The organism is Qaidamihabitans albus (genome assembly GCF_016464705.1).
In the GTDB taxonomy this organism is placed as follows: Bacteria; Actinomycetota; Actinomycetes; order Mycobacteriales; family Pseudonocardiaceae; genus Qaidamihabitans; species Qaidamihabitans albus.
On sequence record NZ_JAEHOB010000003.1, the window covers coordinates 378,839 to 403,328 of the forward strand.

General features: G+C 72.2%; 26 protein-coding genes and 1 pseudogene. 17 read left to right on the forward strand and 10 right to left on the reverse strand.

The window, feature by feature from the left end:
* Window positions 1-28: 28 nt before the first annotated feature.
* Window positions 29-844: a nitrilase-related carbon-nitrogen hydrolase gene (locus JAP66_RS08110; RefSeq protein WP_199430972.1), complete on the reverse strand. Its 816-nt coding sequence runs from the start codon at window positions 842-844 to the stop codon at window positions 29-31.
* Window positions 841-1,833 carry a substrate-binding domain-containing protein gene (locus JAP66_RS08115; protein ID WP_199430973.1) on the reverse strand — a complete coding sequence of 331 codons (993 nt, stop codon included), beginning with the start codon at window positions 1,831-1,833 and terminating at the stop codon, window positions 841-843. Before JAP66_RS08115 ends, JAP66_RS08110 begins: the two co-directional genes overlap by 4 nt.
* 126 nt (window positions 1,834-1,959) lie before the next feature.
* On the opposite strand from JAP66_RS08115, the gene JAP66_RS08120 reads away from it, so the two are divergent.
* Complete coding sequence (locus JAP66_RS08120; protein WP_199430974.1) at window positions 1,960-3,312, forward strand: aminotransferase-like domain-containing protein; 1,353 nt, start codon at window positions 1,960-1,962, stop codon at window positions 3,310-3,312.
* Between the two features lie 16 nt (window positions 3,313-3,328).
* On the opposite strand, the gene purU is transcribed toward JAP66_RS08120, so the two are convergent.
* The 7 genes and pseudogenes from purU to JAP66_RS08155 form a co-directional block, all read right to left on the reverse strand.
* Window positions 3,329-4,189, reverse strand: a complete 861-nt coding sequence (purU, locus tag JAP66_RS08125; protein WP_199431132.1) for a formyltetrahydrofolate deformylase — start codon at window positions 4,187-4,189, stop codon at window positions 3,329-3,331.
* A gap of 32 nt (window positions 4,190-4,221) precedes the next feature.
* Window positions 4,222-4,860 (reverse strand): annotated as a pseudogene (locus JAP66_RS08130) (maleylpyruvate isomerase family mycothiol-dependent enzyme); the annotation flags it as partial.
* A complete protein-coding gene (locus JAP66_RS08135; protein WP_307849484.1) occupies window positions 4,760-5,572 on the reverse strand; it encodes a DedA family protein in 813 nt (270 codons plus the stop codon). The pseudogene JAP66_RS08130 and the gene JAP66_RS08135, both read right to left, overlap by 101 nt.
* On the reverse strand, window positions 5,565-6,248 hold the full coding sequence (locus tag JAP66_RS08140) for a lysophospholipid acyltransferase family protein (RefSeq protein WP_199431134.1): 684 nt from the start codon (window positions 6,246-6,248) through the stop codon (window positions 5,565-5,567). Before JAP66_RS08140 ends, JAP66_RS08135 begins: the two co-directional genes overlap by 8 nt.
* 68 nt (window positions 6,249-6,316) lie before the next feature.
* On the reverse strand, window positions 6,317-7,051 hold the full coding sequence (locus JAP66_RS08145) for a GNAT family N-acetyltransferase (RefSeq protein WP_199430975.1): 735 nt from the start codon (window positions 7,049-7,051) through the stop codon (window positions 6,317-6,319).
* Window positions 7,052-7,253: 202 nt separating this feature from the next.
* Window positions 7,254-8,051 (reverse strand): RNA-binding protein, encoded by a 798-nt coding sequence (locus JAP66_RS08150; RefSeq protein ID WP_199430976.1) that lies wholly within the window; start codon window positions 8,049-8,051, stop codon window positions 7,254-7,256.
* Window positions 8,033-8,530: a DUF2505 domain-containing protein gene (locus tag JAP66_RS08155; protein WP_199430977.1), complete on the reverse strand. Its 498-nt coding sequence runs from the start codon at window positions 8,528-8,530 to the stop codon at window positions 8,033-8,035. Before JAP66_RS08155 ends, JAP66_RS08150 begins: the two co-directional genes overlap by 19 nt.
* A 25-nt stretch (window positions 8,531-8,555) precedes the next feature.
* On the opposite strand from JAP66_RS08155, the gene JAP66_RS08160 reads away from it, so the two are divergent.
* A complete protein-coding gene (locus JAP66_RS08160) occupies window positions 8,556-9,605 on the forward strand; it encodes a UDP-N-acetylmuramate dehydrogenase (protein ID WP_199430978.1) in 1,050 nt (349 codons plus the stop codon).
* Between the two features lie 3 nt (window positions 9,606-9,608).
* On the opposite strand, the gene JAP66_RS08165 is transcribed toward JAP66_RS08160, so the two are convergent.
* Window positions 9,609-10,340 carry an SDR family NAD(P)-dependent oxidoreductase gene (locus tag JAP66_RS08165; RefSeq protein ID WP_199430979.1) on the reverse strand — a complete coding sequence of 244 codons (732 nt, stop codon included), beginning with the start codon at window positions 10,338-10,340 and terminating at the stop codon, window positions 9,609-9,611.
* Between the two features lie 70 nt (window positions 10,341-10,410).
* Here JAP66_RS08165 and JAP66_RS08170 point away from each other — a divergent pair, with 70 nt between their 5' ends.
* The 15 genes from JAP66_RS08170 (at window position 10,411) to JAP66_RS08240 (ending at window position 24,380) form a co-directional block, all read left to right on the forward strand.
* A complete protein-coding gene (locus tag JAP66_RS08170) occupies window positions 10,411-11,571 on the forward strand; it encodes a L,D-transpeptidase (protein WP_199430980.1) in 1,161 nt (386 codons plus the stop codon).
* Window positions 11,572-11,583: 12 nt separating this feature from the next.
* Entirely contained in the window at window positions 11,584-12,423 is an 840-nt protein-coding gene (locus tag JAP66_RS08175; protein ID WP_199430981.1) for an alpha/beta fold hydrolase, read from the forward strand.
* Between the two features lie 4 nt (window positions 12,424-12,427).
* Window positions 12,428-13,723: a D-inositol-3-phosphate glycosyltransferase gene (gene mshA, locus JAP66_RS08180; protein ID WP_199430982.1), complete on the forward strand. Its 1,296-nt coding sequence runs from the start codon at window positions 12,428-12,430 to the stop codon at window positions 13,721-13,723.
* Window positions 13,724-13,842: 119 nt separating this feature from the next.
* Complete coding sequence (locus JAP66_RS08185; protein ID WP_199431135.1) at window positions 13,843-14,352, forward strand: type III secretion system chaperone family protein; 510 nt, start codon at window positions 13,843-13,845, stop codon at window positions 14,350-14,352.
* Between the two features lie 434 nt (window positions 14,353-14,786).
* The gene (locus JAP66_RS08190) at window positions 14,787-15,536 is read left to right on the forward strand and encodes a phosphoglyceromutase (protein ID WP_199430983.1); all 750 of its coding nucleotides are present in this window, start codon (window positions 14,787-14,789) and stop codon (window positions 15,534-15,536) included.
* 295 nt (window positions 15,537-15,831) lie between these two features.
* Window positions 15,832-17,043, forward strand: a complete 1,212-nt coding sequence (locus tag JAP66_RS08195) for a sensor histidine kinase (RefSeq protein ID WP_199430984.1) — start codon at window positions 15,832-15,834, stop codon at window positions 17,041-17,043.
* Window positions 17,040-17,729, forward strand: coding sequence for a response regulator (locus JAP66_RS08200; RefSeq protein WP_199430985.1), 690 nt, complete (start codon window positions 17,040-17,042; stop codon window positions 17,727-17,729). The genes JAP66_RS08195 and JAP66_RS08200 overlap by 4 nt, the downstream gene beginning before the upstream one ends.
* Window positions 17,730-17,756: 27 nt before the next feature.
* Entirely contained in the window at window positions 17,757-18,728 is a 972-nt protein-coding gene (locus JAP66_RS08205; RefSeq protein ID WP_199430986.1) for a Ppx/GppA phosphatase family protein, read from the forward strand.
* Window positions 18,729-18,780: 52 nt separating this feature from the next.
* Window positions 18,781-20,190, forward strand: coding sequence for an Rv0497 family membrane protein (locus JAP66_RS08210; RefSeq protein WP_199430987.1), 1,410 nt, complete (start codon window positions 18,781-18,783; stop codon window positions 20,188-20,190).
* Between the two features lie 30 nt (window positions 20,191-20,220).
* Window positions 20,221-20,994 (forward strand): sugar phosphate isomerase/epimerase family protein, encoded by a 774-nt coding sequence (locus JAP66_RS08215; protein ID WP_199431136.1) that lies wholly within the window; start codon window positions 20,221-20,223, stop codon window positions 20,992-20,994.
* 69 nt (window positions 20,995-21,063) lie between these two features.
* Entirely contained in the window at window positions 21,064-22,005 is a 942-nt protein-coding gene (locus JAP66_RS08220; RefSeq protein WP_199430988.1) for a proline dehydrogenase family protein, read from the forward strand.
* Window positions 22,002-22,826: a thioesterase family protein gene (locus JAP66_RS08225; RefSeq protein ID WP_199430989.1), complete on the forward strand. Its 825-nt coding sequence runs from the start codon at window positions 22,002-22,004 to the stop codon at window positions 22,824-22,826. Before JAP66_RS08220 ends, JAP66_RS08225 begins: the two co-directional genes overlap by 4 nt.
* Window positions 22,827-22,977: 151 nt before the next feature.
* On the forward strand, window positions 22,978-23,790 hold the full coding sequence (gene proC, locus JAP66_RS08230) for a pyrroline-5-carboxylate reductase (protein WP_199430990.1): 813 nt from the start codon (window positions 22,978-22,980) through the stop codon (window positions 23,788-23,790).
* Window positions 23,791-23,942: 152 nt separating this feature from the next.
* Window positions 23,943-24,158 carry a helix-turn-helix domain-containing protein gene (locus JAP66_RS08235; protein WP_199430991.1) on the forward strand — a complete coding sequence of 72 codons (216 nt, stop codon included), beginning with the start codon at window positions 23,943-23,945 and terminating at the stop codon, window positions 24,156-24,158.
* Window positions 24,159-24,278: 120 nt separating this feature from the next.
* The gene (locus tag JAP66_RS08240) at window positions 24,279-24,380 is read left to right on the forward strand and encodes a 30S ribosomal protein bS22 (protein ID WP_005453035.1); all 102 of its coding nucleotides are present in this window, start codon (window positions 24,279-24,281) and stop codon (window positions 24,378-24,380) included.
* Window positions 24,381-24,490 lie beyond the last annotated feature (110 nt).

Below are 24,490 nucleotides of genomic sequence, written 5' to 3' on the forward strand. Positions count from 1 at the left end.
ATCTCTCCTCTCCGCGCGTTGCCGCGCGTCAATCGCTGTCGATGGCTGTGCTCGTGCGGGCCGCCGGGTCGACACCGAAGCGGCGATTGGCCAGCACGGGAAGGTGGGCGCGAGCGTCGCGCAGGCGCGCGGGGTCGATGTCGGCCCAGACCGTTCCGGGCCGTTCGCCGAGCCTGGCGACCGCGACGCCGAGGGGGTCCACGACGAGGCTGCCCCCGATGTTGCGCGGGCCGCACTCGCCCGAGGCGGCCACGTAGTACGTGTTCTCCAGGGCGCGCGCGGTGACCATGGTGTCCCAGTGGTGCTCCTTGAGCGGGCCGCGCACCCAGGCGGCGGGCAGTGCGACGACATCCGCGCCCTGGTCGGCGAGCAGGCGCGCGACCTCGGGAAAGCGCACGTCGTAGCAGGTCATCACGCCGACCCGGTGCCCGCCGCAGGCGAAGACAGGGGGTGGCCGGTCGCCCGCGGTGACGAACTCCGACTCGCGGGTGCTGAAGGCGTCGTAGAGGTGCAGCTTCCGGTAGACGGTGACGAGCTCGCCGTCGCGGGCGACGACCAGGGTGTTGAAGACCTTGTCCGCGACATGCGCCTCGTGCACGCCCGCGACCACCGTGACCCGCCGTCCCCTGGTGTGGTCGAGCAGCCCGGTGACGAACGGCCCGTCCAGCGGCTGGGCGGCGGCGGTGATCCGGGACAGGTCGTCGGTGAACCGGGCCAGCACTCCCTCGGGCAGGACCAGCAGGTCCGCACCGCCCGCCTCGGCCTCGCCGACGAGGTCGCCTGCCACGGCGAGGTTGTCCTGCCACTGGGCGGACGCGGCGAATCCGGAGACCGCGATCTTCATGCCCTCTCCTCCGTGGTCGCTGCCGCGAGCTCCCGTTCCGGGGCGAAAAGGGAGTGCGGGTCGATGGCACCGTCCGAGAGCCCCTGGGCCGCCAGCTCGGCGCAGAAGGCCGCGAGCATCGCCTCGTTGGGTTCGCGGCCGTAGGGCATCCAGTCCGCCCCGAGCAGCCGCCTGCTGGCGTCGATGTCGGCCAGCATCCACGGGCTGTCGTCGGCCAGCTTGGCCCGGTCGCGCAGCCAGATCCGCTTCGACTCGTCGAGGGCGGCGTAGAGGGCTTCCGGCAGCCACGGCCATCGCCGCGCGGCGGCACCGCGGACCGCGAACGCGTGGATGGCGGGGCAGAAGCCGGTCCGCCGGTAGTAGCCGGCCTCGGCGGCGGGGTAGTCCGTGATCAGGTGCCGCAGCGGGGAGTCGGCGGCGTGGAAGCCGGGTGGCATGAACGGCGTCATGATCGCGTCGAGCCGGCCCGCCAGCAGCTCGTCGACGAGGCCGGTGCCCGGCGGGGCGGTACCGACGTTGGCCGGTGCGTTCACCGGCCCGGTCCGGTCGGTGGCGGGCGCGTCCCGGGTGAGTGGGCCCACTGTCCAGGCGATTTCGGTGAGATCGACACCGGCCTGCCGCACCAGGGCCCTGGTCCACGTGTTGCCGGTGTCGGCCCAGCCGGTGAGCCCGACCGCACGCCCGCCGAGCTGACCGGGATCGGTCAGGGTGCTGCTCCGGCGCACCAGGATGCACCGGTGGCGGAACCCGCGCATGAGGAACGCGGGGATGCCGACGAGCCCGTCCCGGTCGCCCTGTTCACGGCGCAGGGCATAGCGACTCATCGACACCTCGGCGCCGTCGTACTCGCCGGCGCTCGCGAGCTCGGGCAGCCGGTCCAGCATGTCCACCCGCACGTCGAAGCCCGGCGTCTCGACCGCACCGGCGGCCAGCGGCCACAGGTGTCCCCACCGGCGGGTGGCGATGGTGATGGTCGGCCGGTGAGACATGCGGCTCCTTTTCGGCAAGGCCGTGACGAGGGGAAACGACGAGGGGAAACGCTGACAATGCCCGAGACACTATGGTTCAATCAGGATTCTGAACAAGAGGGTTTTTGTTACTGAACAAAAGGACCGATGGAAATCGACGACGTTTCCTCGGCGTGGCTCGCCGAGCAGGTGCCCGAACGCAGTGCCCGGGCCATCGCCGCTCACGTCGGCGCGCTGATCCGCAGCGGTGAGCTGCCTGCCGGCGCCCGGCTGCCCACGGTGCGTGCCTTCGCCGCCGCCATGCAGGTGAGCCCGGGAACGATCGCCGAGGCATGGGCGGCGCTGCGCCGGTCGCGGGCGATCGCCTCGCACGGACGCCGGGGCACGGTGGTCGCAGGCCCGCCCGCGCCGCCGCGCCCGTCCAGGTTCGAACGGGTGGGCCTCTTCGGCAGCAGGCTCAGCGTCGACCTGAGCCTGATGGCGCCCGACCACGACCTCCTGCCCGGTATGGCGGGTGCACTCACGGCCGCGCTGGGAGGTGAGGCACTCAACGAGTACGCGCGCGTCGCCATCACGCCGGAGCTGGCGGAGGCCGTGCGACCGGGCTGGCCCTTCCCGCCCGCGCGGATGGTCGCGGTGAGCGGGGGCTTCGACGGCTTGCAGCTGCTGTCCACCGCGGCCGTGCGTCCAGGCGACCGGGTCGCCGTCGAGGACCCGACGACTCCGCGGCTGTTCGACATCCTCAGCCTCGTCGGAGCGGAGGCGATCCCGGTGGCGTGTGACGAGGCCGGGCCGGTTCCCGAAGCCCTGCACGAGGCTCTGCGCCGCACCTGCGCCGCGTTCGTCTACCAGCCGCGCGCGCAGTCACCGTGTGGCCACGCGCTCCGTCCCGGCCGTGCCGAGCGGCTGGCCCGGCTGCTCGCTCCGACGTCCACGCTCGTGATCGAGAACGACAGCATGGCCGAGCTGTCCACCGAGCCGCCGGTCAGCATCGGGGCGTGGCTGCCGGAACAGACGGCGCTCGTCCGTTCGTTCTCCAAATCGCACGGCCCGGACCTGCGCATCGCCGTGGTCGGCGGCCCGGCGGAGATCATCGACCAGACCCATCGGCTGCAGATGTTCGGCGCGGGCTGGGTCAGCCGGGTGCTGCAGAACGCGCTCGGTCACCTGCTGCGCCATCCGGCCGCCGTCGAGACGGTGTCCCGCGCTCGCCGCGAGTACGCCGCGCGGCGGGACACGCTCATCCGGGAGCTGGGTGAGCGGGACGTACGGGTGCACAACCGGGACGGGCTGAGCCTGTGGATCCCGGTGGCCGACGAGCAGGAGGCGCTGGTGACCCTCGCGGCACACGGGATCGCCGCCGGGCCCGGGTCGCGCTTCTGGCTCAGGTCCGACCGCCGTGACCACATCCGGGTCTCGATCAGCCGGGTCCGTGGTGACTTCGCGCCGCTGGCCGAGTCGCTCGCCGTCGCGGCCTCCGCCGGAAACCAGCGACCCTGAGCGGCACCGGGAACGGTCAGAAGACCACGGTGCGGTTGCCGTGCACGAGCACCCGGCTCTCCAGGTGCCAGCGCAGGCCCCTGGCGAGGGTGACCTTCTCGACGTCGCGGCCCTTGCGCACCATGTCCGCCACCGAGTCGGCGTGGTCGACCCGCATCACGTCCTGCTCGATGATCGGCCCGGCGTCCAGGTCCGCCGTGACGTAGTGGCAGGTGGCACCGACCAGCTTCACGCCCCGCGTGTGCGCCTGGTGGTACGGCCGTGCCCCGACGAACGAAGGCAGGAAGCTGTGGTGGATGTTGACGGCCCGGCCCGCCCACGCCTCGCACAGCTCGGGCGGCAGGATCTGCATGAACCTGGCGAGCACCACGGCGTGCGGGTCGTGCTCGTCGACGAGCTTGCGCACCTGTCCGAACGCCTCCGCCTTGTCCTCCCTGGGGAACGGCACATGGTGGAACGGGATGCCGTGCGCGCGCGTGATGTCGCCGAGCACCTCGTGGTTGCCGATCACCGCGCGCACGTCGACGTCCAGCTCGCCGGAGGCGACCCTGCCGAGCAGGTCGTAGAGGCAGTGCCCCTCCTTGGAGACCAGCAGCACCACCCGGCGGCGCTCGGCGGTGTCGTCGATCCGCCAGTCCGACTCCGCGCCGAGCGATCGCGCCACCCCGGCGAAGCGGGCGCGCAGCTCCTCGACGTCGAACGGCAGCGAGTCCGCGCGCACCTCCTGGCGGGTGAAGAACCAGCCGGAGTCCAGGTCGGAGTGGTACGCGGCCTCGACGATCAGCCCGCCCGCCTCGGCGAGGAACGAGGAGATCCGGGCGATGATGCCCGTCCGGTCGGGGCAGCCGAAGGTGATGACGTAGCGGTGTTCAGGCAGTTCGGGCACGCTGGCATTCTCGCCGCCCGCGGTCACGGCGCCGCAAGCGGCTCCAGGAGCTGGGCGTCGCCGGTGACCTTCGCCTCGCTCGGCCTGCGCCACACCGACCGGTACACGGCGTCGGCGGGGCCCTCGATCGTCACATCCGGTTCGAACGGCTGCTCGGTGTCCTCCAGCCGGGGCGCCTTGCCGGGGACGAGCCGCACCGACCACAGCCTGCCGACGTCCTCAGCGTGCACCAGCACGGTGCCGTCGGCGTCGAACCCGCTCCAGTCGCCGCGCCGGGGCACGAGCATGGTCAGCAGCTCGTCCACCCCGTCGGCGGCGAACTCGGGGTCGAAGGTGCCCGTGCCGCCGCCCCGCGCGAGCTCGGCGTCCAGCCGGTGGATGGCGGCCTCGTGCGCCTGCCGCCGCGCCCAGGAGCCGACGGTGCGCGTGTAGCGCGGGAACGGCAGCCAGGCCGGGGCGTCCGCGCCGCGCTCGAACACGGCACGCAGGGCACGGCGCCGCTCGTCCCACCACGCCAGCAGCCCGTCCCAGTCCTCGGGCGGCGTGCCGGGCCGGACGCTCTCACCGCTCGGGTCGTCCGCCGCGGCGATCGTCGAGGAGTGCACCCTCGCGATGTGCCGCACGAGTCTGCTGACAGTCCATTTGGGACATGACGGCACCGGAGCCGCCGGCCCGGCCTCGACCGCGGCCTTGCGGAGCGCGTCGCAATGGGTCTCGATCGCTTGCACGAACGTCGCGTAGTCCACGCCGCGACACTAGCCCGTGCCGAGCGGGGCGCGCGAGTAGCCTGCGGCCGGTCTCGACACAGCCGAGCACGAGCAGGCCGAGCGCGAAGGCCAGCAGCAGGCCCTTCACCGGCTCACCGGCGAACCGGGCGCCGCTGAAGTGGCCGATCGCGACGCTGTAGGTGGCCCAGATGCCGACCCCCACGGCGTCCAGCGCGGCGAAGCGGCCTGCCGGGTAACGCATGCTCCCGGTCGCCAGCGCCGAGGCGACGCGGCCGCCCGGCAGGTAGCGCCCGGCGATGATCAGCACGGTGGCGTGCCGGTGCACCCTGCTCCGGGCCCACTCGTAGCGACGCCTGCTCCGCTCGTCGCGCTGCCACCTGCGTAGCGTGCGCGGACCAGCCATGCGCCCGATCCCGTGGCCCAGGCAGTCGCCCGCGAGCGCACCCGCCGCCGCCAGCACGGCGAGCAGCACGAGGCCGCCGGGATCGGGGCCGAGCAGGACGGCGACCGTGACCACGGTCGTCTCGCTCGGCATGAACGGCAGCAGCGCGTCCAGCCCGGACACCACGAAGACGACGACCCAGAGCCACGGCGAGCCGAGCGTGCCGCGCAGCAGTTCGGTGAGGTCGGTCAGAACCTCAAACACGGGCGGGCTCCGCGGCGAGCACCGCCCGCCGCGCCCGCTCCGCGAGCGAACGCCGGTCGCCCTCGGGCGGCAGTTCCGGATGTGCGCGCAGCCGCACGGTCAGCTCCCGCGCCCGCGCCACCCGGCCGAGCGACCGGGCGAGGTTGTCCTCGCCCACGAACGCGGCGACCGTGCTCGGCGCGCCGTCCTGCCGGTAGTCGAGCGTCACCGGCCGCACGGGCGCGCCCGCGTCCAGCGCCGCCTGGAACACCGCCCGCCGGAACACGCCGCCCGGCGCGGAGCACCAGGTGGTCGCCTCGGGGAACACGGCGACCGGCCGCCCCGAGCGCAGCCGGGCGGCGATCTCCGCCACGGTGCCAGGCAGCTTGCGCAGCGCCCACCGGTCGACGAAGAGGGTGCCCGCCTCCCTCGCCATGGGGCCGAGCAGCGGCCAGCCCGCCACCTCACGCTTGGCCAGCAGCGCGGCCGGTTCGACCGCAAGCAGCGCGACGATGTCCAGCCACGAGACGTGGTTGGCGACGATCAGCGTGCCGTGCTCGCCCGGCACGGCGAGCCGGTCGGTGTCCGCGTCGAGCCGGACGTCGAGCGCGGCCAGCACCCGCCGGGCACGCACGTCCACCGGCTCGGTCCGGGTGAGGGAGGACGCCAACGCCGCACATCGCCGCACGGCCTCCATCGTGGCCACCGGAGGTCGACCGTGGGTGACGCAGCGGGGAGTGCAAGGTGAACTCGCGCGGTAGTCGTTCACCGCCGCTCCCCGAGGAGGTGGCGGGCGTAGCGCTCGTTCATCCGGTCCAGCCGCAGCAGCACGAAGAAGTCGGCGACGCCGAACGCGGGATCGTGCGCGGGCGGGCCGCAGACCCAGGCGCCGAGCCGGAGATAGCCGCGCAGCAGTGGCGGCAGGTGCGCGTAGCTCGCCCGCTCCCGGAGCGGCCGCGCCGGTATCCACGGCAGGTGCGGGCGTACCCGCAGGCCGGAGGGGGAGCTGTGCCTGGTGTCGGCGATCTGCCACGTGCTCGACGCCGCGCGGCCGCCGTCCGCGAGCGGAACGGACCCGCAGCCCGCGACGTAGCGGTGCCCGCCGAGCAGCGCGTAGCGGGCCAGCGCCGACCACATCAGGTTGATCACCGCGCCGCCGCGGTGGTCCGGATGCACGCAGGAGCGGCCGGTCTCGACCAGATCGGCGCGCAGCGGCGTGAGCGCGGAGATGTCGAACTCGCCCGCCGAGTACAGCCGGTCGGTGCGGCCCGGCGGCAGCAGCCGGTAGGTGCCGACGACCTCGCCGGTCGGCTCGTGCTCGACGATCAGGTGGTCGCACAGCTCGTCGAACGCGTCGACATCGGCCTCGCCGGTGATCGTGGCGCCGAGCTCACCCGCGAACACGTTGCGCCGCAAGCGTTGTGCGGCACGGACCTGTGCCGGGGTGTCTGCGATGGAGGCCGTGTAGGTGCGCGTGGGCACCGTGGACAGCGCTGACATGGTGGCTCCGTTCGTCGTGGTTCGTCGTGGTCGCGAAGTGCGGTCGCAGTACCCGGGTACGACGAGACTCGCAGGGCGCGATCACGTGTGGCCACCGTCGAAGGGCAATACCCGGGAGAAGTCAGGGAAGCCCCTACCGGCGGTCCCTACCAGGCGCGAGGGGCTCGTGAGTGCCTACGCGAGTTCTAACTCGCGTAGGCACTCACGAGCCGGACGGGGCCACCGAGTGCCAGGGAACGGTCAGCTCGCCGAGCCGCCAGCGGTCGCGGCGTCCCCGGATCGGCCAGCCGCGCTCGGCGAGCAGGCGGATCGACTCCGTCCAGCGCGCCTTCCGCCCGTAGGCGCCGAACGGGGCGGCCACCGCCCAGCAGTCGTCCAGAGTGGACAGGAACTCGTGCACCCGCTCGCCACCGACGTTGCGATGGATCAGCGCCTTGGGCAGGCGCTCGGCCACAGTGGAGGGACGGTCGAGCGTCGATACCCGGCAGGACAGGGTGAGCGTGCGCGGGCCGTCGTGGCCGACCGTCACCCACGAGCACAGCCTGCCGAGCTCGTCGCAGGTGCCCTCGACGAGCAGCCCGCCAGGGGCGATGCCACTGAGCATCACCGCCCAGGACGGCGCCACGTCCGCCTCGGCGTACTGGCGCAGCACGTTGAACGCGCGCACGAGCAGCGGCCGGGTACCGGCCAGCTCGAAGCCACCCCGCCGGAAGTCCAGCCGAGGCGGGTCCGCGGCGCCCGCCGCCGCGGCGACCCGCTCGGGATCCAGCTCCAGACCCAGCACCCGCACGCCCGGGTAACGCGCGCCCAGCCGCCGCGCGAGCTCCACAGTGGTCACCGGCGACGCGCCGTAGCCGAGGTCGACCACGAGCGGGTCGGCCGCGCTCGACAGCACTCCGCTCACCTCGTATGACGTGGTGAGCCAGCGGTCGATCCGGCGCAGCCGGTTGGGGTTGGTGGTGCCGCGGGTGGGCGCGCCGATCAGCCGCGCGCGAGCCACTTCGCCGTGAAGTCGGCCTCGCGCTCGAGCAGGTCGCTCACCTGCTCGGCGATGAAGCCCTCGAGCCTGCCCCCGACGAGGGGAATCCTGACCTTGGCCTCACCCCGGGTGCGCTGCACGGTGGCCGTGCCCTCGGCGGTGAGCTCGGTGCGCGCGGTGATCTCCCCTGGCACGCCGCTCACGCGGGCCGCGATGGTGCCGGTGTAGCGGTCCCCGGCTCCGGACCAGGTGTGCTCCCGGCGCACCACGAGGTCGCCCTTGTGCACCGTCCGCACGACCTGCGGGAGCTTCTCGGCCGGGACGCCCTGCAACAGCACGTACCGGACACCGTCCGGCGTCGCCGCGTGCTCCTCGAGCGTGGCGTTCACGCCGCCGATCTCCGCCAGCCGCGCCCGCAGCGCGGACTCGTCGGTCTGGGCCGCCAGCACGTCCGCGACGCCGTGCGGGAACGTCGCGTGGTGCTCGATACGGGATGCCATGCCGAGGACAGTACCGTTGCCTTTCGTGAGCACTGTCGAAACGCCCACCCAGGAGGCCCTGCGCGCGTACACGACGCTGCGGCTCGGTGGCCCGGCACGCCGTTTCCTCGTCGCGGAGACCACCGGCGAGCTGGTGTCGGCCGTGCGCGAGCTCGACGCGGCGGGTGAGCCGGTCCTGCTGCTCGGTGGCGGCTCGAACCTCGTGGTCGCCGACGCCGGGTTCGACGGCACGGTGGTGCGTATCGGGACCACCGGCCGCGAGGGCTGGGAGGTCGCCGCCGGGCAGAACTGGGACGACTTCGTCGCCGAGACCGTCGCCGCCGGCGCCGGCGGCGTCGAGTGCCTCTCCGGCATCCCCGGCTCGGTGGGCGCGACACCGATCCAGAACGTCGGCGCGTACGGCTGTGAGATCAGCGAGGTGCTGCACTCGATCCGGTTCTACGACCGCGGCAGCGGCGAGGTCCGCACGATGACCGCGGCGGACCTCGGTTTCGCCTACCGCACGAGCGTGCTCAAGGGCACCGACGCGGGGGTCGTGCTGAGCGTGCGGTTCACGTTGCGCGAGGACGGCCTTTCCGCGCCGATCCGCTACGCCGAGCTGGCGCGGGCCCTCGGCGTCGAGGTCGGTGCCCGGGTGCCGGTCGCCGACGCCCGGGAGGCCGTGCTGGCGCTGCGCCGGGGCAAGGGCATGGTGCTCGACCCGGCCGACCACGACACGTGGAGCGCGGGCTCGTTCTTCACGAACCCGATCGTCACCGAGGGCGACCTGCCCGACGTGCTCGCCCGGATCGCCGGCGTGGTTGGCGCCGACGTGGCCGTGCCGCAGTACGCCGCGCCGGGCGGGGTGAAGCTGTCGGCGGCGTGGCTCATCGAGCGGGCCGGTTTCGGCAGGGGACACCCGGGGCCGGGCGGCCGGGTGTCGCTGTCCACCAAGCACACCCTCGCGCTGACCAACCGCGGCGAGGCGTCCACCGGCGACCTGCTCGCGCTGGCGCGCGAGGTCCGCGACGGCGTGCGCGCCCGCTTCGGCGTCACCCTCGCGCCCGAACCCCTGCTCATCAACTGCACCCTGTAGCTGTCACTCCCGGTGGATGCGGCTGCCGTTGTACTGGGCGCGCGGCTTGAGCACGATCTGGTCGAGGTTCACGTGCTCCGGGCGGGTCGCGGCGAACGCGATCACCTCGGCGACGTCCTCCGGGGTCAGCGGCTGCAGGCCCTGGTACACCTTCTCCGCCCGCTCGGTGTCCCCGCCGAAGCGGTTCAGCGAGAAGTCGGTCTCCACCATTCCCGGGATGATCTCGGTCACCCGCAGCGGATCGCCGAGGTGCTCCGAGCGCAGCGTCTGGTGCAGCGCCGCCTGCGCGTGCTTGGCCGAGGTGTAGCCCGAGCCGTTGTCGTAGACCTCGTGCCCGGCGATGGAGGTCACGGTGATCACATGGCCGTCACCGGAGGCGATGAGCTTCGGCAGCAGCGCCTTCGTCATGCGCAGCGTGCCGAGCACGTTGGCCTCCCACATCCAGCGCCAGTTGTCCTCGTCGGCGTGCTCCACCCGCTCCAGGCCGCGCGCGCCACCGGCGTTGTTGACGAGGACGTGGCAATCTGGAACTCGCTGCACGAACGAGGCAACGGACGCCGCGTCCGTGACGTCCAGTTGTAGTGCGGTACCGGAAAGCTCGTCGGCCAGTGCCTGCAGCCGGTCGAGCCGCCGCGCGCCGAGCACGACGTGGAAACCGGCCTTGGCGAGAGCCCTGGCGGTCGCGGCGCCGATTCCGGCGCTGGCTCCGGTGATGACAGCGGTACGAGTGCTCATGGCTGCATGTTGCCAGGTAATGTCGAGCTGCTCACGATGTTTCGGCGTGGGTTCTATGGGAGGTTGACGGGTGATCGAGCGGCGCACGGTATTCAGAGTCGCGCTGGGGGCGGGTTCCGCGGGGTTGCTGGCCGCATGCTCCGGCGGTAGCACCGGGGGCACGCCGCATCCCAACGAGGCGCAGCTGCCGCCGAAGGCATCGATCACCGCCGAGCCCGCCGTGGACGCCGCCGACGTCTCCGTGCTGGAACCGGTCACCGTCAAGGCGGCCGACGGCACGTTCACCGAGGTCAAGGTCGTCAACTCGGACGGCGGCGAGGTCGCGGGCGAGCTGAACGCCGAGAAGACCGTCTGGACCAGCTCCGAGCCACTGGGCTACGGCAAGACCTACACCTACTCCGCGAAGGCCAAGGGCAGCGACGACAAGGTCGCGGAGTTCACCGGCAGCTTCGCCACGGTGACCCCGGCAAAGGAGATCCGCGCCACCCTCAACCCGGTCGACGACGCCGAGGTGGGCGTCGCCATGCCGATCAGCGTCAAGTTCGCCGAGGCGATCAGCGACCGCGCCGCCGCCGAGCGCGCGCTCACCGTGGAGACGTCGACCGAGGTCGAGGGAGCCTGGGCATGGCTGTCCGACCGGCAGGTCGACTGGCGCCCTAAGGAGTACTGGCCCGCGGGCACCGAGGTCAGCGTCGCCGCGAAGCTCTACGGCGTGCACTACGGCGGTGGCGCCTACGGCAAGGCCGACGTCACCACGAAGTTCACCATCGGCCGCAACCAGGTCGTGAAGATCCACACACCGGACCACCGGATGCGGGTCTACCGCGACGGCGCCGAGCACGCGAACTACCCTTGCAGCAACGGCAAGGACGCCGATCCGGCGCTCAACACGCCCAACGGCACCGTGATCGTGATGACCAGGGAGCCGACCTCGATCTTCGACAACGAGCGCTACGGCTACACCGACCTGAAGAAGAAGTGGTGCTGCCGGATCTCCAACCACGGCGAGTACATCCACGAGAACGAGGAGAACCGCGCCAACATCGGCAAGAAGAACACCTCGCACGGCTGCGTGAACCTGCTGGAGGCCGACGCCAAGGCGTACTTCGACTCCGCCCTGATCGGCGACCCGGTGGAGGTGACCGGCTCGAAGGTCGGCTTCCCCACCACGTCCGACGTGATGGACTGGCTGCTGGACTGGGAGACCTGGAAGTCGAAGTCGGCGCTGTAGGGCACGGGAGACATGCGGACTGAGGTCGTCGGCGCCGGTGGCGCCCGGATCGGGGTGCGGGTCGAGGGCAACGAGGCCGCGCCCGCCATCGTCTTCGTCCACGGCTGGGCGCAGTCGGCCCGTGCCTGGGACCACCAGTTCGCCGATCCGGAGCTGCGCAGCCGCTTCCGGCTCGTCGCGCTGGACCTGCGCGGGCACGGCGCTTCGGACGTGCCGGCCGGGGGCTACGACGACCCGGTGTCCTGGGCCGGTGATCTCGCGGCCGTGCTCGGGCTCGCCGGTGAGCCCGCCGTCGTGGTCGGCTGGTCCTACGGCGGCCTGGTGATCGCCGACTACCTGCGGGTGCGCGGGACGGCGGGACTGGCCGGGATCGTGCTGGTCGGCGCCATCACCGAGATCGGAAGGGGCCACCCGGGCGGCCGGGTCGGCCCGGCCATGCGGGAGGCGCTGCCGGATGCGCTCGCCGAGGATCCCGACGTCGCACTGCCCGCGCTGGTGCGCCTGCGCACGGGCATGGCCGCAAGCGAGGTGCCGGGGCCGCTCGCCCAGTCGCTGCTCGGTACCAGCCTGGCGGTGCCGCCCGCGGTACGCGGCGCCCTGTTCCGCCGCGAGGTCTCCAGCGCCGAAGTGCTGGCCACGGTGGACGTTCCGGCCCTCGTGCTGCACGGCACCGACGACGCGGTCGTCGACGTGCGGGCCGGTGAGTACGCGGCGGGGAAGATTCCCGGGTGCGATGCGCGTTGGTGGGAGGGTGTAGGCCACTTGCCGTTCGTCGAGAACGCGGCGGAGTTCAACGCGACGCTGCTGCGGTTCGCCGGGGAACGGGCTACCGGCGCGCGAACAGAAAGGTGATTCGGTGACGGTCCCTTTGCACCGGCGGGCGAGGCAGCCGCGCCGGGTGGCTGTGATGTCCGTGCACACCTCGCCCCTGGAGCAACCGGGCACCGGCGACGCAGGCGGGATGAACGTCTACATCACCCAGACCGCGATGGAGATGGCCCGTCGCGGCATCAGCGTCGAGGTGTTCACCCGCGCCACCTCCTCCGACCAGCCGCCGGTGGCCGAGCTCGCTCCCGGTGTGCTGGTCCGGCACCTGCCCGCGGGCCCTTTCGAGCCGCTCGGCCGCGACGAGCTGCCCGCGCAGCTTTGCGCGTTCACCTCCGGCGTGCTGCGGACCGAGGCGTTCCACGAGCCGGGTTACTACGACCTGATCCACTCGCACTACTGGCTGTCCGGGCAGGTCGGCTGGCTGGCCAGGGACCGCTGGGGCGTGCCGCTGGTGCACACCGCGCACACGCTGGCCAAGGTCAAGAACGCCGCGCTGGCGGAGGGTGACAGCCCGGAGCCGCGTACCCGGGTCATCGGCGAGGAGCAGGTGGTCGCCGAGGCCGACCGGCTGGTCGCCAACACCGAGGTGGAGGCGGGTGAGCTGGTCGGCCTCTACGACGCCGACCCGCAGGCGGTGCAGACCGTCTCACCCGGCGTGGACCTGAGCCGGTTCACGCCAGGGCCGCGGGCGGCTGCGCGGGCGGAGCTGGGCCTGCCCTCCGACGCGGTGGTGCTGGCCTTCGCCGGTCGCATCCAGCCGCTCAAGGCGCCGGACGTGCTGCTGCGGGCTGCCGCGCAGCTGCTGCGGCGGGATCCGGGCCTCCGGGAACGGCTCGTCGTGCTGGTCGCGGGCGGACCGTCCGGCAGCGGCATGGAGCAGCCGCAGGCACTGCGCGAGCTGGCGGCCTCGCTCGGCATCGCGGACCGCACGCGGTTCCTGCCGCCCCAGTCGGGCGAGGCGCTGGTGAGCGTCTACCGAGCTGCCGATGTGGTGGCTGTGCCGAGCTACAACGAGTCGTTCGGCCTGGTCGCGCTGGAAGCGCAGGCGTGCGGGACGCCGGTGGTGGCCGCGGAGGTCGGCGGCCTGCCGGTGGCGGTTTCGCACGGTGTGTCCGGCCTGCTGGTGCCGTCCCACCGGGCCGAGGACTGGGCGGGGGCGCTGGGAGCGGTCGCGCTGGACCCGCGCCGGCGGGCCGGGCTCGCGGAGAACGCGCTGCGGCACGCGAGCAGGTTCTCCTGGCAGCGCACGACCGACGCGCTGCTGGCCGCGTACGCCGAGGCGATGCGGGACTTCCGGAACGCTGCGCTGGAGGTAGCGGTGTGAGCAAGCCGGAGCAGCCGGCGGCCGACGACGGCGAGGAGGGGGCGAGCACCTTGCACGCGGAGCGGAGCGAGGCCGGTGGGCAGGGTGTGAGCAAGCCAGGGCAGCCTGCGGCCGACGACATCGACCACGTGCTGAGGTCCGCACTGGACTCGGCTGAGCTGAAGTACGACCGCAAGGGCGAGGGTGTGTACTTCGTCACTCTGCCCGGCACGAAGAAGCTGCAGACCAACTGCTGGCTCGTCGCGCGGGAGCATTCCCTCGCGATCGAGGCATTCGTCTGCAGGCGTCCCGACGAGGCGCACGAGGACGTCTACCGCTTCCTGCTGCGGCGCAACGCCAAGCTCTACGGAGTGCACTACACGATCGACGCGGCGGGTGACATCTATCTCGTCGGCCGGTCGGGCCTCGGCACGGTGACTGAGGCCGAACTGGACAAGCTGCTCGGGCAGGTGCTCGAGGCGGCCGACGGCGACTTCAACACGCTGCTGGAGCTCGGTTTCTCCAGTTCGATCAAACGCGAGTGGGACTGGCGGGTTTCGCGGGGCGAGTCGCTGGCAAACCTGGAGGCGTTCCGGCATCTGGTCGAGCCACGGGAGGGCCACCGGCCAGGTTCGCTGACCGGCGAATGATCGCGTTCTGTGCCGGAACGTCGCGGAGCGGCTCGAGGGAGGGGGGAGTCGCGAACTCGAGCCGCCCCGCTGACGTTCCCGCCGCATGGACCCGGTGGCGAGGGGGGTGCCAACGGGGCCGGCGGGTCGCAGCTCGGCAGGGGGGAGACGAGCTGCGCCTACGCCCGCATTCGACCGGGGAGTGCGTGGTTACCGGCCGAGCGGGTTGGTAGCCAACTTGTCAGACTCGGGTCTGTAATCACAAGACTACTCCTTACTCCTTTCGAGTGAAATCTCGTCCAATCGTTAACACAACGCGACCTCGTTAATCCGGCCGCAATCTTGTTGACCGAGCGCCTAGCGATCGAGTGACGGCCGTGGCCTCCCCCGATGCACTCTCAGTAGAGCGTTGGCCGGGCGTATCACACCAGTGGACCTCTGGCAGGCTGGACAGCATGGCGGAACTTGGGACCCTGGTGCTGCTGCGACACGGGCAGAGCACGTGGAACGCGGAAAACCTGTTCACCGGCTGGGTGGACGTCCCGCTGTCCGAGCTGGGCGAGGCCGAGGCACGCCGGGGTGGCGAGCTGCTCGCCGAAGCCGGGCTGCTGCCGGACGTCGCGCACACGTCGCTGCTGCGGCGCGCGATCTCCACCGCGAACCTCGCGCTGGACGTCGCCGACCGGCACTGGATCGACGTGCGCCGGGACTGGCGGCTCAACGAGCGGCACTACGGCGCGTTGCAGGGCAAGGACAAGAAGCAGACGCTGGAGCAGTTCGGCGAGGAGCAGTTCATGCTCTGGCGCCGCTCCTACGACACCCCGCCGCCGCCGATCGAGCCCGGTAGCGAGTTCAGCCAGGACGCCGACGTGCGCTACGCCGGGCTCGGTGACGAGATGCCGCTGACCGAATGCCTCAAGGACGTCGTGGCTCGGCTGCTGCCGTACTGGGAGTCGGCGATCGTGCCGGAGCTGCGCGCGGGCAGGACCGTGCTGGTCGCGGCGCACGGCAACTCGTTGCGCGCGCTCGTCAAGCACCTCGACGGCATCTCCGACGACGCGATCGCCGGGCTGAACATCCCGACCGGCATCCCGCTGCGCTACGACCTCGACGAGAACCTCACCCCGCTGAACCCCGGTGGCACCTACCTGGACCCGGACGCCGCCGAGGACGCCGCGGCGGCGGTCGCCAAGCAGGGCCGCTGACCCGCTCGTGAGTGCGTAGCCGCGTTAGAACGCCGGTAGCCACTCACGAGTCAGACGAAGCCCCGCCCACCTCGAGGAGAACGTGGCCGCCGCGGTCTTACGACTCTCCGAACAGGAGCCGGCCGAACTCGACTCGATCGAATGAGGCGTTCTTGCTGGTGAATCGACGGAGAGCGACGAAGAAGTAAACTGGTCCTGAAGCAGCGGCGAACAACGGGCCCGAAGGTGTCACGGCCATCACGAGAACGCTGCCAGGACTAGGCCAATGGGCTACCTCGATGCTTACGATTCCCCCGTGACCGCGCCCGCAGCACTCGCACTGGCCATCGGCGCGTTGGCGGTCGGCGTGGTCGGCGGCCTGCTGCTCGGCCGCGGCCGGCACGGCAGGGCCGGTGAGCGCGGGCCGACCGGTCCCACCGTCGCCGAGCTGCTGGAGCGGATCGTCCGCTCCTCGCACAACGGCCTCGTCGTGCTCAACCGCTTCGGGGACATGGTCCTGCACAACCGCCGCGCCGAGGTGCTCGGCCTGGTGCAGCACAACCAGGCCGAGGCCCGTGCCCGCAAGGCCGCCGAGCAGGTCGTCGAGACCGACGAGCCGCTGGAGATCGACCTTTCGCCGCTCGCGGTGCGCGGCAGGCAGCCCGAGGCCGTGCTCGCCGAGGTACGCCCGCTCGGTGACGGCTTCACCGTGGTCGAGGCGGTGGACCACTCCGAGACCGTGCGGCTGGAGGCCACCCGGCGGGACTTCGTCGCCAACGTCAGCCACGAGCTCAAGACCCCGGTCGGCGCCATCGCGCTGCTCGCCGAGGCCGTGCTCGACGCCGCAGAGGACACCGAGGAGGTCCGCCGCTTCGGCGAGAAGATCCTGCGCGAGTCGACCCGCCTCGGGAAGCTGGTCACCGAGCTCATCGCGCTCTCGCGGCTACAGGGCGCCGAACGCCTGCCCGAGCTGAACGTGGTCGAGGTGGACGCCGTCGTGCGGGAGGCGCTCGGCCGCACGAAGCTCGCCGCGGAGTCGGCGGAGATCACGGTGACCACCGACGGGCCGAGCGGGCTGCTCGTGCAGGGCGACCGGACGCTGCTGGTCACCGCGCTGTCGAACCTCCTGGAGAACGCGGTCGCCTACTCGTCGGCCGGCAGCCCGGTTTCGATCAGCAGGCGGCTCGTGGACTCGTACGTGGAGATCGCCGTGACCGACCGGGGCATCGGCATCGCCAAGGACGAGCAGCAGCGGGTGTTCGAGCGCTTCTACCGGGTCGACAAGGCCCGTTCGCGGGTCACCGGAGGCACCGGCCTCGGCCTCGCCATCGTCAAGCACGTCGCCGCCAACCACGGCGGCGACGTGCGGTTGTGGAGCAGCCCGGGAACCGGCTCCACGTTCACGTTGCGCATACCCGCGCATGCCGGTCCCGACAGCGCGCCGGCCTCCGCCCCGAGGCAGGAGGAGCCGCCCGCGCCGCTGGTGGCGACCGGGAACGAGAGTTCCGAACAGGGAGGAACGCTGTGACGAGGGTGTTGATCGTCGAGGACGAGGAGTCGTTCGCCGACCCACTGGCCTTCCTGCTCCGCAAGGAGGGCTTCACCACCGCCGTGGCCACAGACGGCCAGCAGGCGCTGGAGGAGTTCGACCGCAACGGCGCCGACATCGTGCTGCTCGACCTCATGCTGCCGGGGATGAGCGGCACCGACGTGTGCAAGCAGCTGCGGCAGCGGGCGACCGTGCCCGTGATCATGGTGACGGCCAGGGACAGCGAGATCGACAAGGTCGTCGGCCTCGAACTCGGCGCCGACGACTACGTGACCAAGCCGTACTCGGCGCGCGAGCTCATCGCCAGGGTCCGCGCGGTGTTGCGGCGGGGCGGCGAGAACGGCACGGAGGGCGAGCCGAGCTCGCTCGCGCTGGCGGCGGGACCGGTGCGGATGGACGTCGAACGGCACGTCGTCACCGTGGACGGAACCGAGGTGTCGCTGCCGCTCAAGGAGTTCGACCTGCTCGAGTACCTGCTGCGCAACGTGGGCCGCGTGCTCACCCGTGCCCAGCTCATCGACCGGGTTTGGGGCGCGGACTACGTCGGCGACACCAAGACCCTCGACGTGCACGTCAAGCGGCTGCGGTCGAAGATCGAACCTGATCCCGGCTCGCCGCGGCACCTGGTGACCGTGCGTGGCCTGGGCTACAAGTTCGAAAGCTGAATCCCGGGCCGGGTACCGTAGGGTTTCGTGCGCCTAGGGGTACTCGACGTCGGGTCGAACACCGTCCACCTGCTCGTGGTGGACGCGCATCGGGGTGCCCATCCGACCCCGATGCACTCCGAGAAGACCGTGTTGCGGCTCGCCGAGCAGCTCACGCCGAGCGGGGAGCTGAGCAAGGCGGGCGCGGAGGGCCTGGTCCGGGCGGTCGACTCCGCGAAGACCTCCGCCGCCCGGCTCGGCTGCGAGGACGTCATGGCGTTCGCCACCTCCGCCGTGCGGGAGGCGGACAACTCGGGCAAGGTGCTGCGGAAGGTCGCCGAGGAGACCGGTGTCGAGCTGCAGGTGCTGACCGGTGTCGACGAGGCGAGGCTGACGTTCCTCGCCGTCCGCCGCTGGTTCGGCTGGTCCGCGGGCAAGCTGCTCGTCCTGGACATCGGCGGCGGCTCGCTCGAGGTGGCCATGGGCATCGACGAGGAGCCCGCACTCGCCGAGTCGTTGCCGCTCGGTGCGGGCCGGATCACGCGCACCCGGTTCGAGCACGACCCGCCCACCCGCTCGGAACTCGTCGCGACGACGGCGTGGCTGGAGGACCAGGTGAGCGGCCTGGCCAAGAAGGTGGGGCAGCTCGGTGAGCCCGACCGCGTGGTCGCCACCTCCAAGACCTTCCGCTCGCTGGCCCGGCTGACGGGTGCGGCGCCGTCCTCGGCGGGGCCGCGCGCCAGGCGCACGCTGACCGACACGGCGTTGCGGCAGCTCATCGCGTTCATCTCGCGGATGCCCGCGGCGGACCTGGCCGAGCTGGAGGGCGTCGGTTCCAGCCGGGCGCACCAGCTCGTCGCCGGCGCGCTCGTGGCGCAGGCCACGATGCGAGCGCTGTCGCTCAGTGAGCTGGAGATCTGCCCGTGGGCGCTGCGGGAAGGCGTGATCCTGCGGCGGCTGGACCATTCGAACGGCGCGGACCAGACTGCACTGTTGACCGGCCAGGGTCGGCGCGCATGAAGCCTGGGTTCACACTAGACGCAGACAACGGGCGACGGGCACGGTGAAGGGGATGACTCGAGACAGCGAAGGCGAGCAGCGGGCACAGAAGACTGTGGCCGAGCTGCTCGCCCAACACGGCGGACAGGTCGGCGGCCCGCGCCGCCGACGGCGTCGCGCTGCCGAGGATGACGACGCGCCGGGGGGCCGTCAGCCGGAGATGGGCGACACGGCGCCGCAGGCGATCATCAACCGGATCCGCGGGGAGGAGGACTCCGCGCCACCGGCGCGGCGCAACGGCCGTCCGGCCGCCGCCCCGCCGGAAACGCCGGAGGAGCCGCCCCCGCCGCCGAGGTTCCCGCCGCGCGGCGCACCCGCGCCGCTGCAGGGCACCGGTGGCTACCCCGTACCGCCGCCGGACGAGGGCGGCAGGCCACCACTGCCGCCACCGGGACCGCCACCACCTCGCAACGCCGCCGCGCCGCCGCAGGCCGACCCGCGGGCTCGCGGCGCCGCCCGGCCCGCGCCGCCACAGCCACCCGCCGCGGACGGCTCGCTCTCCGCCCGTCTCGACGGGCTGGGCGGCGTGACCGAACCGGAGACGGCCGAGCCGCCGCCACCCGCGCCGCCGCAGGTGAACGGGGCATACCCGGCGCCCCCGCGGCGCCGCAGGCCGCTGCGCGGCGCGCCGCCGCCACCGGAACCGAACACCGAGCAGTTCCCGGTCGTCGAGGACACCCCCGCGCCACCGGAGCCGGCTCCCGACCCGAACGAGCCGCCCGCCGGACTGGCCGGCTGGCGGCAGCGCAGGCGCAAGGCCGCGCCGCCACCCGAGCCGGTGGACCGGATCGCGCAGGAGGACACCGAGGTCGGCGTGATGCCGGTCGTGCCCCCGGTCGGGCCGGGCGAGGACCAGTTGCCCGATGCGGGGCCTGCGACCGGTCACTTCGTGCCGGACTTCGACGACGCGGACGCCGACGAGGCGGAACCCGGCGGCTACGGGACCGGCCGCACGGGCGTCCTCGACGACGACCCGCTCGGCGAGGGCCGTGCCCTCCGCGACCTTCGCGACCCCCACGACCCCCTTGACCCCCGCGACTACGCGGACGAGGACTACGAACAGGAGTCCTACGACCGCGACTACGAGCGTGACTACGAGGACGAGTACGAGGACTCCGAGTACTCCGAATACACCGAGTACGACGACGCCGACGAGCCCTCCCCGGCCCGGCAGTGGCTGGCCCTGGCCGGGCAGCTCACGCTGGGCGTGCTCGGCGGAGCGGGCGTGTGGCTCGGGTTCAACTGGCTGTGGGTGCAGCTGCCCGCCGCCGCCCTGATCGCGGCGCTGGTCGTGACGGTGGGCCTGGTGTGGATCGTGCGCCGTGTCCGGCGCGCCGAGGACCTGCAGACCACCGTGCTCGCGTTGCTCGTCGGGCTGGTGGTCACCGTTTCGCCTGCCGCGCTGCTGCTCGTGTCGAGGTAGCGCCGGGTGGTCGCCGCGATCCCCGTCGGGATGTCGACGGCGTCGGTGTGGCCGCTACGGGCCGGCAGCGCGTTCGAGCTCGCGGCAGCGCTGGGTTACGACGGCGTCGAGGTGATGGTCTGGGCGGACCCGGTGAGCCAGGACGTCCCCGCGCTGCGAAGGCTGAGCCAGGGCACCGGCGTGCCCGTGCTCTCGGTGCACTCGCCTTCGCTGCTGATCACCCAGCGGGTGTGGTCGCCCGACCCCGTGGTGCGGCTCAAGCGCAGCGTGGAGGCCGCGCTGGAGCTGGAGGCCCGCACCGTGGTGGTGCACCCGCCGTTTCGCTGGCAGCGCCGCTACGGCGACTACTTCGCCGACCTGGTGGCCGAGCTGGAGGAACGCAGCGGCGTCGCGATCGCTGTCGAGAACATGTTCAAGGTCCGCCCGCCGGGCGGCGGGCGGAACAGCCGCGTCTCGGCGTTCCGCCCCTCGATCGACCCGACGGACGTCGGCTACCGCAACTACACCCTCGACCTCTCGCACACCGCCGCCGCGCACATGGACGCGCTGGAGCTGGCCGACCGGATGGGCGCCGGGCTCACCCATCTGCACCTGGCGGACGGCACCGGGGCGCCCAAGGACGAGCACCTGGTGCCGGGGCGCGGCACGCAACCGTGCGCCGAGATGCTGGAGCGGCTGGCCACCCGCGGCTTCGGCGGCCAGGTGGTGCTTGAGGTGAACACCCGCGGCGCACGGCGGACCGCCCAGCGCGCGAAGGATCTCGCCGAAGCGCTGCTGTTCGCCCGGTTCCACCTCGGCCAGTAGTGAGCGGTCCCACCCGCCAGGGGGATATGGCCTGCGCCGATCCCATCTACTCACACGTACAGTTTTGCTGTGAACCCGCTGCGTTCGTTGATCCTCGCCGCCGCCGGCAACGACACGATCCGGCGTCTCGCCGCCACCGCACCGGGCACCAGGAGCGTCGTCTCCCGGTTCGTGGCCGGCGAGACCCTGGACGACGCCATCGACGCGGTCCGCGGGCTCGCGGCCGACGGCCGGTACGCGACGCTCGACTACCTCGGCGAGGACACCAGTGACCCCGCCGTGACCGAGCGCATCGTGCGCAGCTACCTCCGGCTGCTCGATGAGCTGCACGGCCAGGGCCTCGCCGGCCGTGCGGAGGTGAGCGTCAAGCTCTCGGCGATCAGCGTCCGGGACGACTCCGGTGCGGTCGACGAGAAGCTGGCCCTGGACAATATGACCCGGGTCTGCGCGGCCGCCGAGCAGTGCGGCACCACCGTGACCATCGACATGGAGGACCACACGACCACCGACGCGACCCTGCGTGTGCTCGCGGAGCTGCGGCACCACTGGCCGTGGGTCGGCGCCGTGCTCCAGTCCTACCTGCGCCGTACCGAGGCCGACGCCGCGGCGCTGGCCGGCCCGGGCTCGCGGGTGCGGCTGTGCAAGGGCGCCTACGCCGAGCCCCCTGACGTCGCGTTCGGCTCTGCCCACGACGTCGACCTCAGCTTCGTGCGGTGCGCGAACACCCTGCTCGCCGGGGAGGGCTACCCGATGTTCGCCACCCACGATCCGCGGTTGATCGCTGTGCTGGCGGAGCGGATCCGCTGGTACGGCCGCAAGCAGGACAGCTACGAGTACCAGATGCTGTATGGGGTCCGGCCGGACGAGCAGCGCCGGCTGGCGTCGGAAGGGGAAACCGTGCGCGTGTACGTGCCGTTCGGTGAGCAGTGGTACGGCTACCTGATGCGGCGGCTGGCCGAGCGGCCCGCCAACACGGCGTTCTTCCTCCGAGCACTGGCCAGCCGTTCGTGAGCACCGTCGAGTTCGACCCGGCGTCCTTCGCCGCGGCCTGTGTCACGCGATCGCTCGGCGACGGGACCTTCACCGCCGACCTGCGTCAGGACTGGTCCATCGGCGGGCACCCGCACGGCGGCTTCCTGATGGCGCTGGTCGCCAAGGCGGCCGTCGGCGCGCTCGGCGAGCGCGGGGAGCCGCCGACGGACCCGATGGTGGTCAGCGCCGAGTTCCTGCGCCCGCCCGCGGTCGGGCCGGTGCTGTTGCGCACCGACATCCGCAAGGTCGGCAGGCGCGCAACCGTCGTCGCGGTGGGCATCGAACAGCGGGGCCGCAGCTGCGTCGAGGCGCGTGTCACGGCGGGCAGGCTGCCGTCGAGGCCGCCCATGTGGAACGACGCTCCCGCGCTGCCGCCGGAGCCGCCGCCCGGGGCCCTCGTGCTCTCCGGCGAGACGTCCGAGGGCGTGTTCAACCTGGCCAAGGGCTGCGACGTGCGGATCGACCCGGCCACGGCCGGCTACCTGACGGGACGCACCGGCGACCCGCCACGGCTGCGGCTGTGGGTGCGGCCGCGCGATGGTGACCCCGACCCGTACTTCGCGCTGCTGGCCGGCGACATCAACCCGCCGGTCGTGTTCAACCTCGGCCGCTTCGGCTGGGCGCCGACGGCGCAGCTGACCGCGCTCGTGCGTGCCCGGCCCGCGCCGGGGTGGCTGCGGGTACAGGTGGAGTCGCGGTCGGTCCAGGAGGCCTGGTTCGACTCCGACGCCACGGTCGTCGACGCGCACGGCCGAATCGTGTGCCAGGCCCGCCAGCTCGCCCTGGCACCGGCGCTCTGAGGCAGCTGTCGCCGAACCCGCTGGAACGTGCACTGTTTCCGCAGCTCACCGGTCGTGAGTGCGTAACCGCGTTCTAACTCGGCTGAACACTCACGAGAGGTGCGCGCCGCCCGCGCGGATCGGCCCGGGGTGGCTTGCCTAGTCTCTCCGCATGGGAACGATCGCCGTACTCGGAGCTGGGAAGATCGGAGAGGCGCTGCTGTCCGGGCTGTTGCACGGTGGCCGGGACGCCGCTGAGCTGCTGTTCACCGAACGGCACCCGGAACGGGCCGCGGAGCTGACGCAGCGCTACGGCGTCGCCAGCGCCGAGGTGGCCGAGGCGGCCAAGCGGGCCGACGTGCTCGTGGTGGCCGTCAAGCCGCAGGACATCGAGCCACTGCTGACCGAGCTGGCTCCGCTGGTCGGCCCGGGCTCCCTGGTGGTGTCCCTCTGCGCGGGGCTGCCCACCGCGCTCTACGAGCGGAGGCTGCCCGAGGGCACCCCGGTCGTGCGGGTCATGCCGAACACCCCGATGGTCGTCAACGAGGCCATGAGCGCCGTCTCCCCCGGCCGGAACGCCACCGCCCGGCACGTGGAGATCGTCGAGGAGATGCTCTCCTGCGTCGGCAGGGTCGTCGAGGTGCCGGAGTCGCAGCAGGACGCCGTCACCGCGCTGTCCGGGTCCGGGCCCGCGTACTTCTTCTACCTGGTCGAAGCCATGATCGACGCGGGCATCCTGCTGGGGCTGCCGCGCGCGGTGGCCGGTCAGCTGATCGTGCAGTCCGCGGTCGGCGCGGCGAAGATGCTGGCAGGCAGCGACGAGCACCCGGTGATCCTGCGCGAGAACGTGACCTCCCCGGCCGGGACGACGATCAACGCGATCCGGGAGCTCGAGAAGCACGGTGTGCGTGCCGCGCTGCTCGCCGCGATCGAGGCCGCCCGCGACCGTTCGGTCGAACTCGGACGAGCGCACGAGGACCACTGAGCTGGGCCGATCGTCCCGGCGACCGGCCATCCTCGTGACAGGCGTCGCACTGGCCCCATATGTCCCGCTACCCTCGGTGGTAGAACGTGCGTGCCTGCACCGTCGGTGGGGAAGCCGAGCGGCGCGGCACGTGGATGGGACATGGTGAAAAGATGCCGCCGGACAGAAAGGAAGACCTACCGGGACCCCGGCAGGTTCAGTTCCTGACGGTCGCCGAGGTGGCCTCGCTGATGCGAGTCTCCAAGATGACCGTCTACCGCCTGGTGCATTCGGGCGAGCTGCCGGCCGTGCGCGTCGGCAAGTCGTTCCGGGTACCGGAGAAGGCGGTCCACGACTACCTCGACAACGCGTATTTCGACGTCGGATAGGCCCAAGGGCAGAGCGCGGGTGGCCGCCGGGTAACCTGATAGGCCGTTCGTGGCAGACGCGCTCGGCGTGGTACGCCGTGCTGCCCCACGTGAACCAATGACCGACGTTAAGGAGCACCTGTGGGCTCGGTGATCAAGAAGCGCCGCAAGCGCATGTCCAAGAAGAAGCACCGCAAGTTGCTTCGCCGCACGCGAGTGCAGCGTCGCAAGCAGGGCAAGTAGGTGCCGTAGGACACCGCGCGAACCGCTGCTCCCGATGGCCCGCCCGGCTCTCCGGGCGGGCCATCGCCTGCGTTCGGGTGACTTCCGGTGGACGATCCGCGTGGCCGGGG

Excerpts from the sequence above, each read along its gene's own strand:
- JAP66_RS08110 (WP_199430972.1), bottom strand. The coding sequence starts at position 844 with ATGAAGATCGCGGTCTCCGGATTCGCCGCGTCCGCCCAGTGGCAGGAC.
- JAP66_RS08115 (WP_199430973.1), bottom strand. The coding sequence starts at position 1,833 with ATGTCTCACCGGCCGACCATCACCATCGCCACCCGCCGGTGGGGACAC.
- JAP66_RS08120 (WP_199430974.1), top strand. The coding sequence starts at position 1,960 with ATGGAAATCGACGACGTTTCCTCGGCGTGGCTCGCCGAGCAGGTGCCC.
- JAP66_RS08140 (WP_199431134.1), bottom strand. The coding sequence starts at position 6,248 with ATGGAGGCCGTGCGGCGATGTGCGGCGTTGGCGTCCTCCCTCACCCGG.
- JAP66_RS08145 (WP_199430975.1), bottom strand. The coding sequence starts at position 7,051 with ATGTCAGCGCTGTCCACGGTGCCCACGCGCACCTACACGGCCTCCATC.
- JAP66_RS08155 (WP_199430977.1), bottom strand. The coding sequence starts at position 8,530 with ATGGCATCCCGTATCGAGCACCACGCGACGTTCCCGCACGGCGTCGCG.
- JAP66_RS08165 (WP_199430979.1), bottom strand. The coding sequence starts at position 10,340 with ATGAGCACTCGTACCGCTGTCATCACCGGAGCCAGCGCCGGAATCGGC.
- JAP66_RS08175 (WP_199430981.1), top strand. The coding sequence starts at position 11,584 with ATGCGGACTGAGGTCGTCGGCGCCGGTGGCGCCCGGATCGGGGTGCGG.
- JAP66_RS08190 (WP_199430983.1), top strand. The coding sequence starts at position 14,787 with ATGGCGGAACTTGGGACCCTGGTGCTGCTGCGACACGGGCAGAGCACG.
- JAP66_RS08210 (WP_199430987.1), top strand. The coding sequence starts at position 18,781 with ATGACTCGAGACAGCGAAGGCGAGCAGCGGGCACAGAAGACTGTGGCC.
- JAP66_RS08215 (WP_199431136.1), top strand. The coding sequence starts at position 20,221 with ATGTCGACGGCGTCGGTGTGGCCGCTACGGGCCGGCAGCGCGTTCGAG.
- proC (WP_199430990.1), top strand. The coding sequence starts at position 22,978 with ATGGGAACGATCGCCGTACTCGGAGCTGGGAAGATCGGAGAGGCGCTG.
- JAP66_RS08235 (WP_199430991.1), top strand. The coding sequence starts at position 23,943 with ATGCCGCCGGACAGAAAGGAAGACCTACCGGGACCCCGGCAGGTTCAG.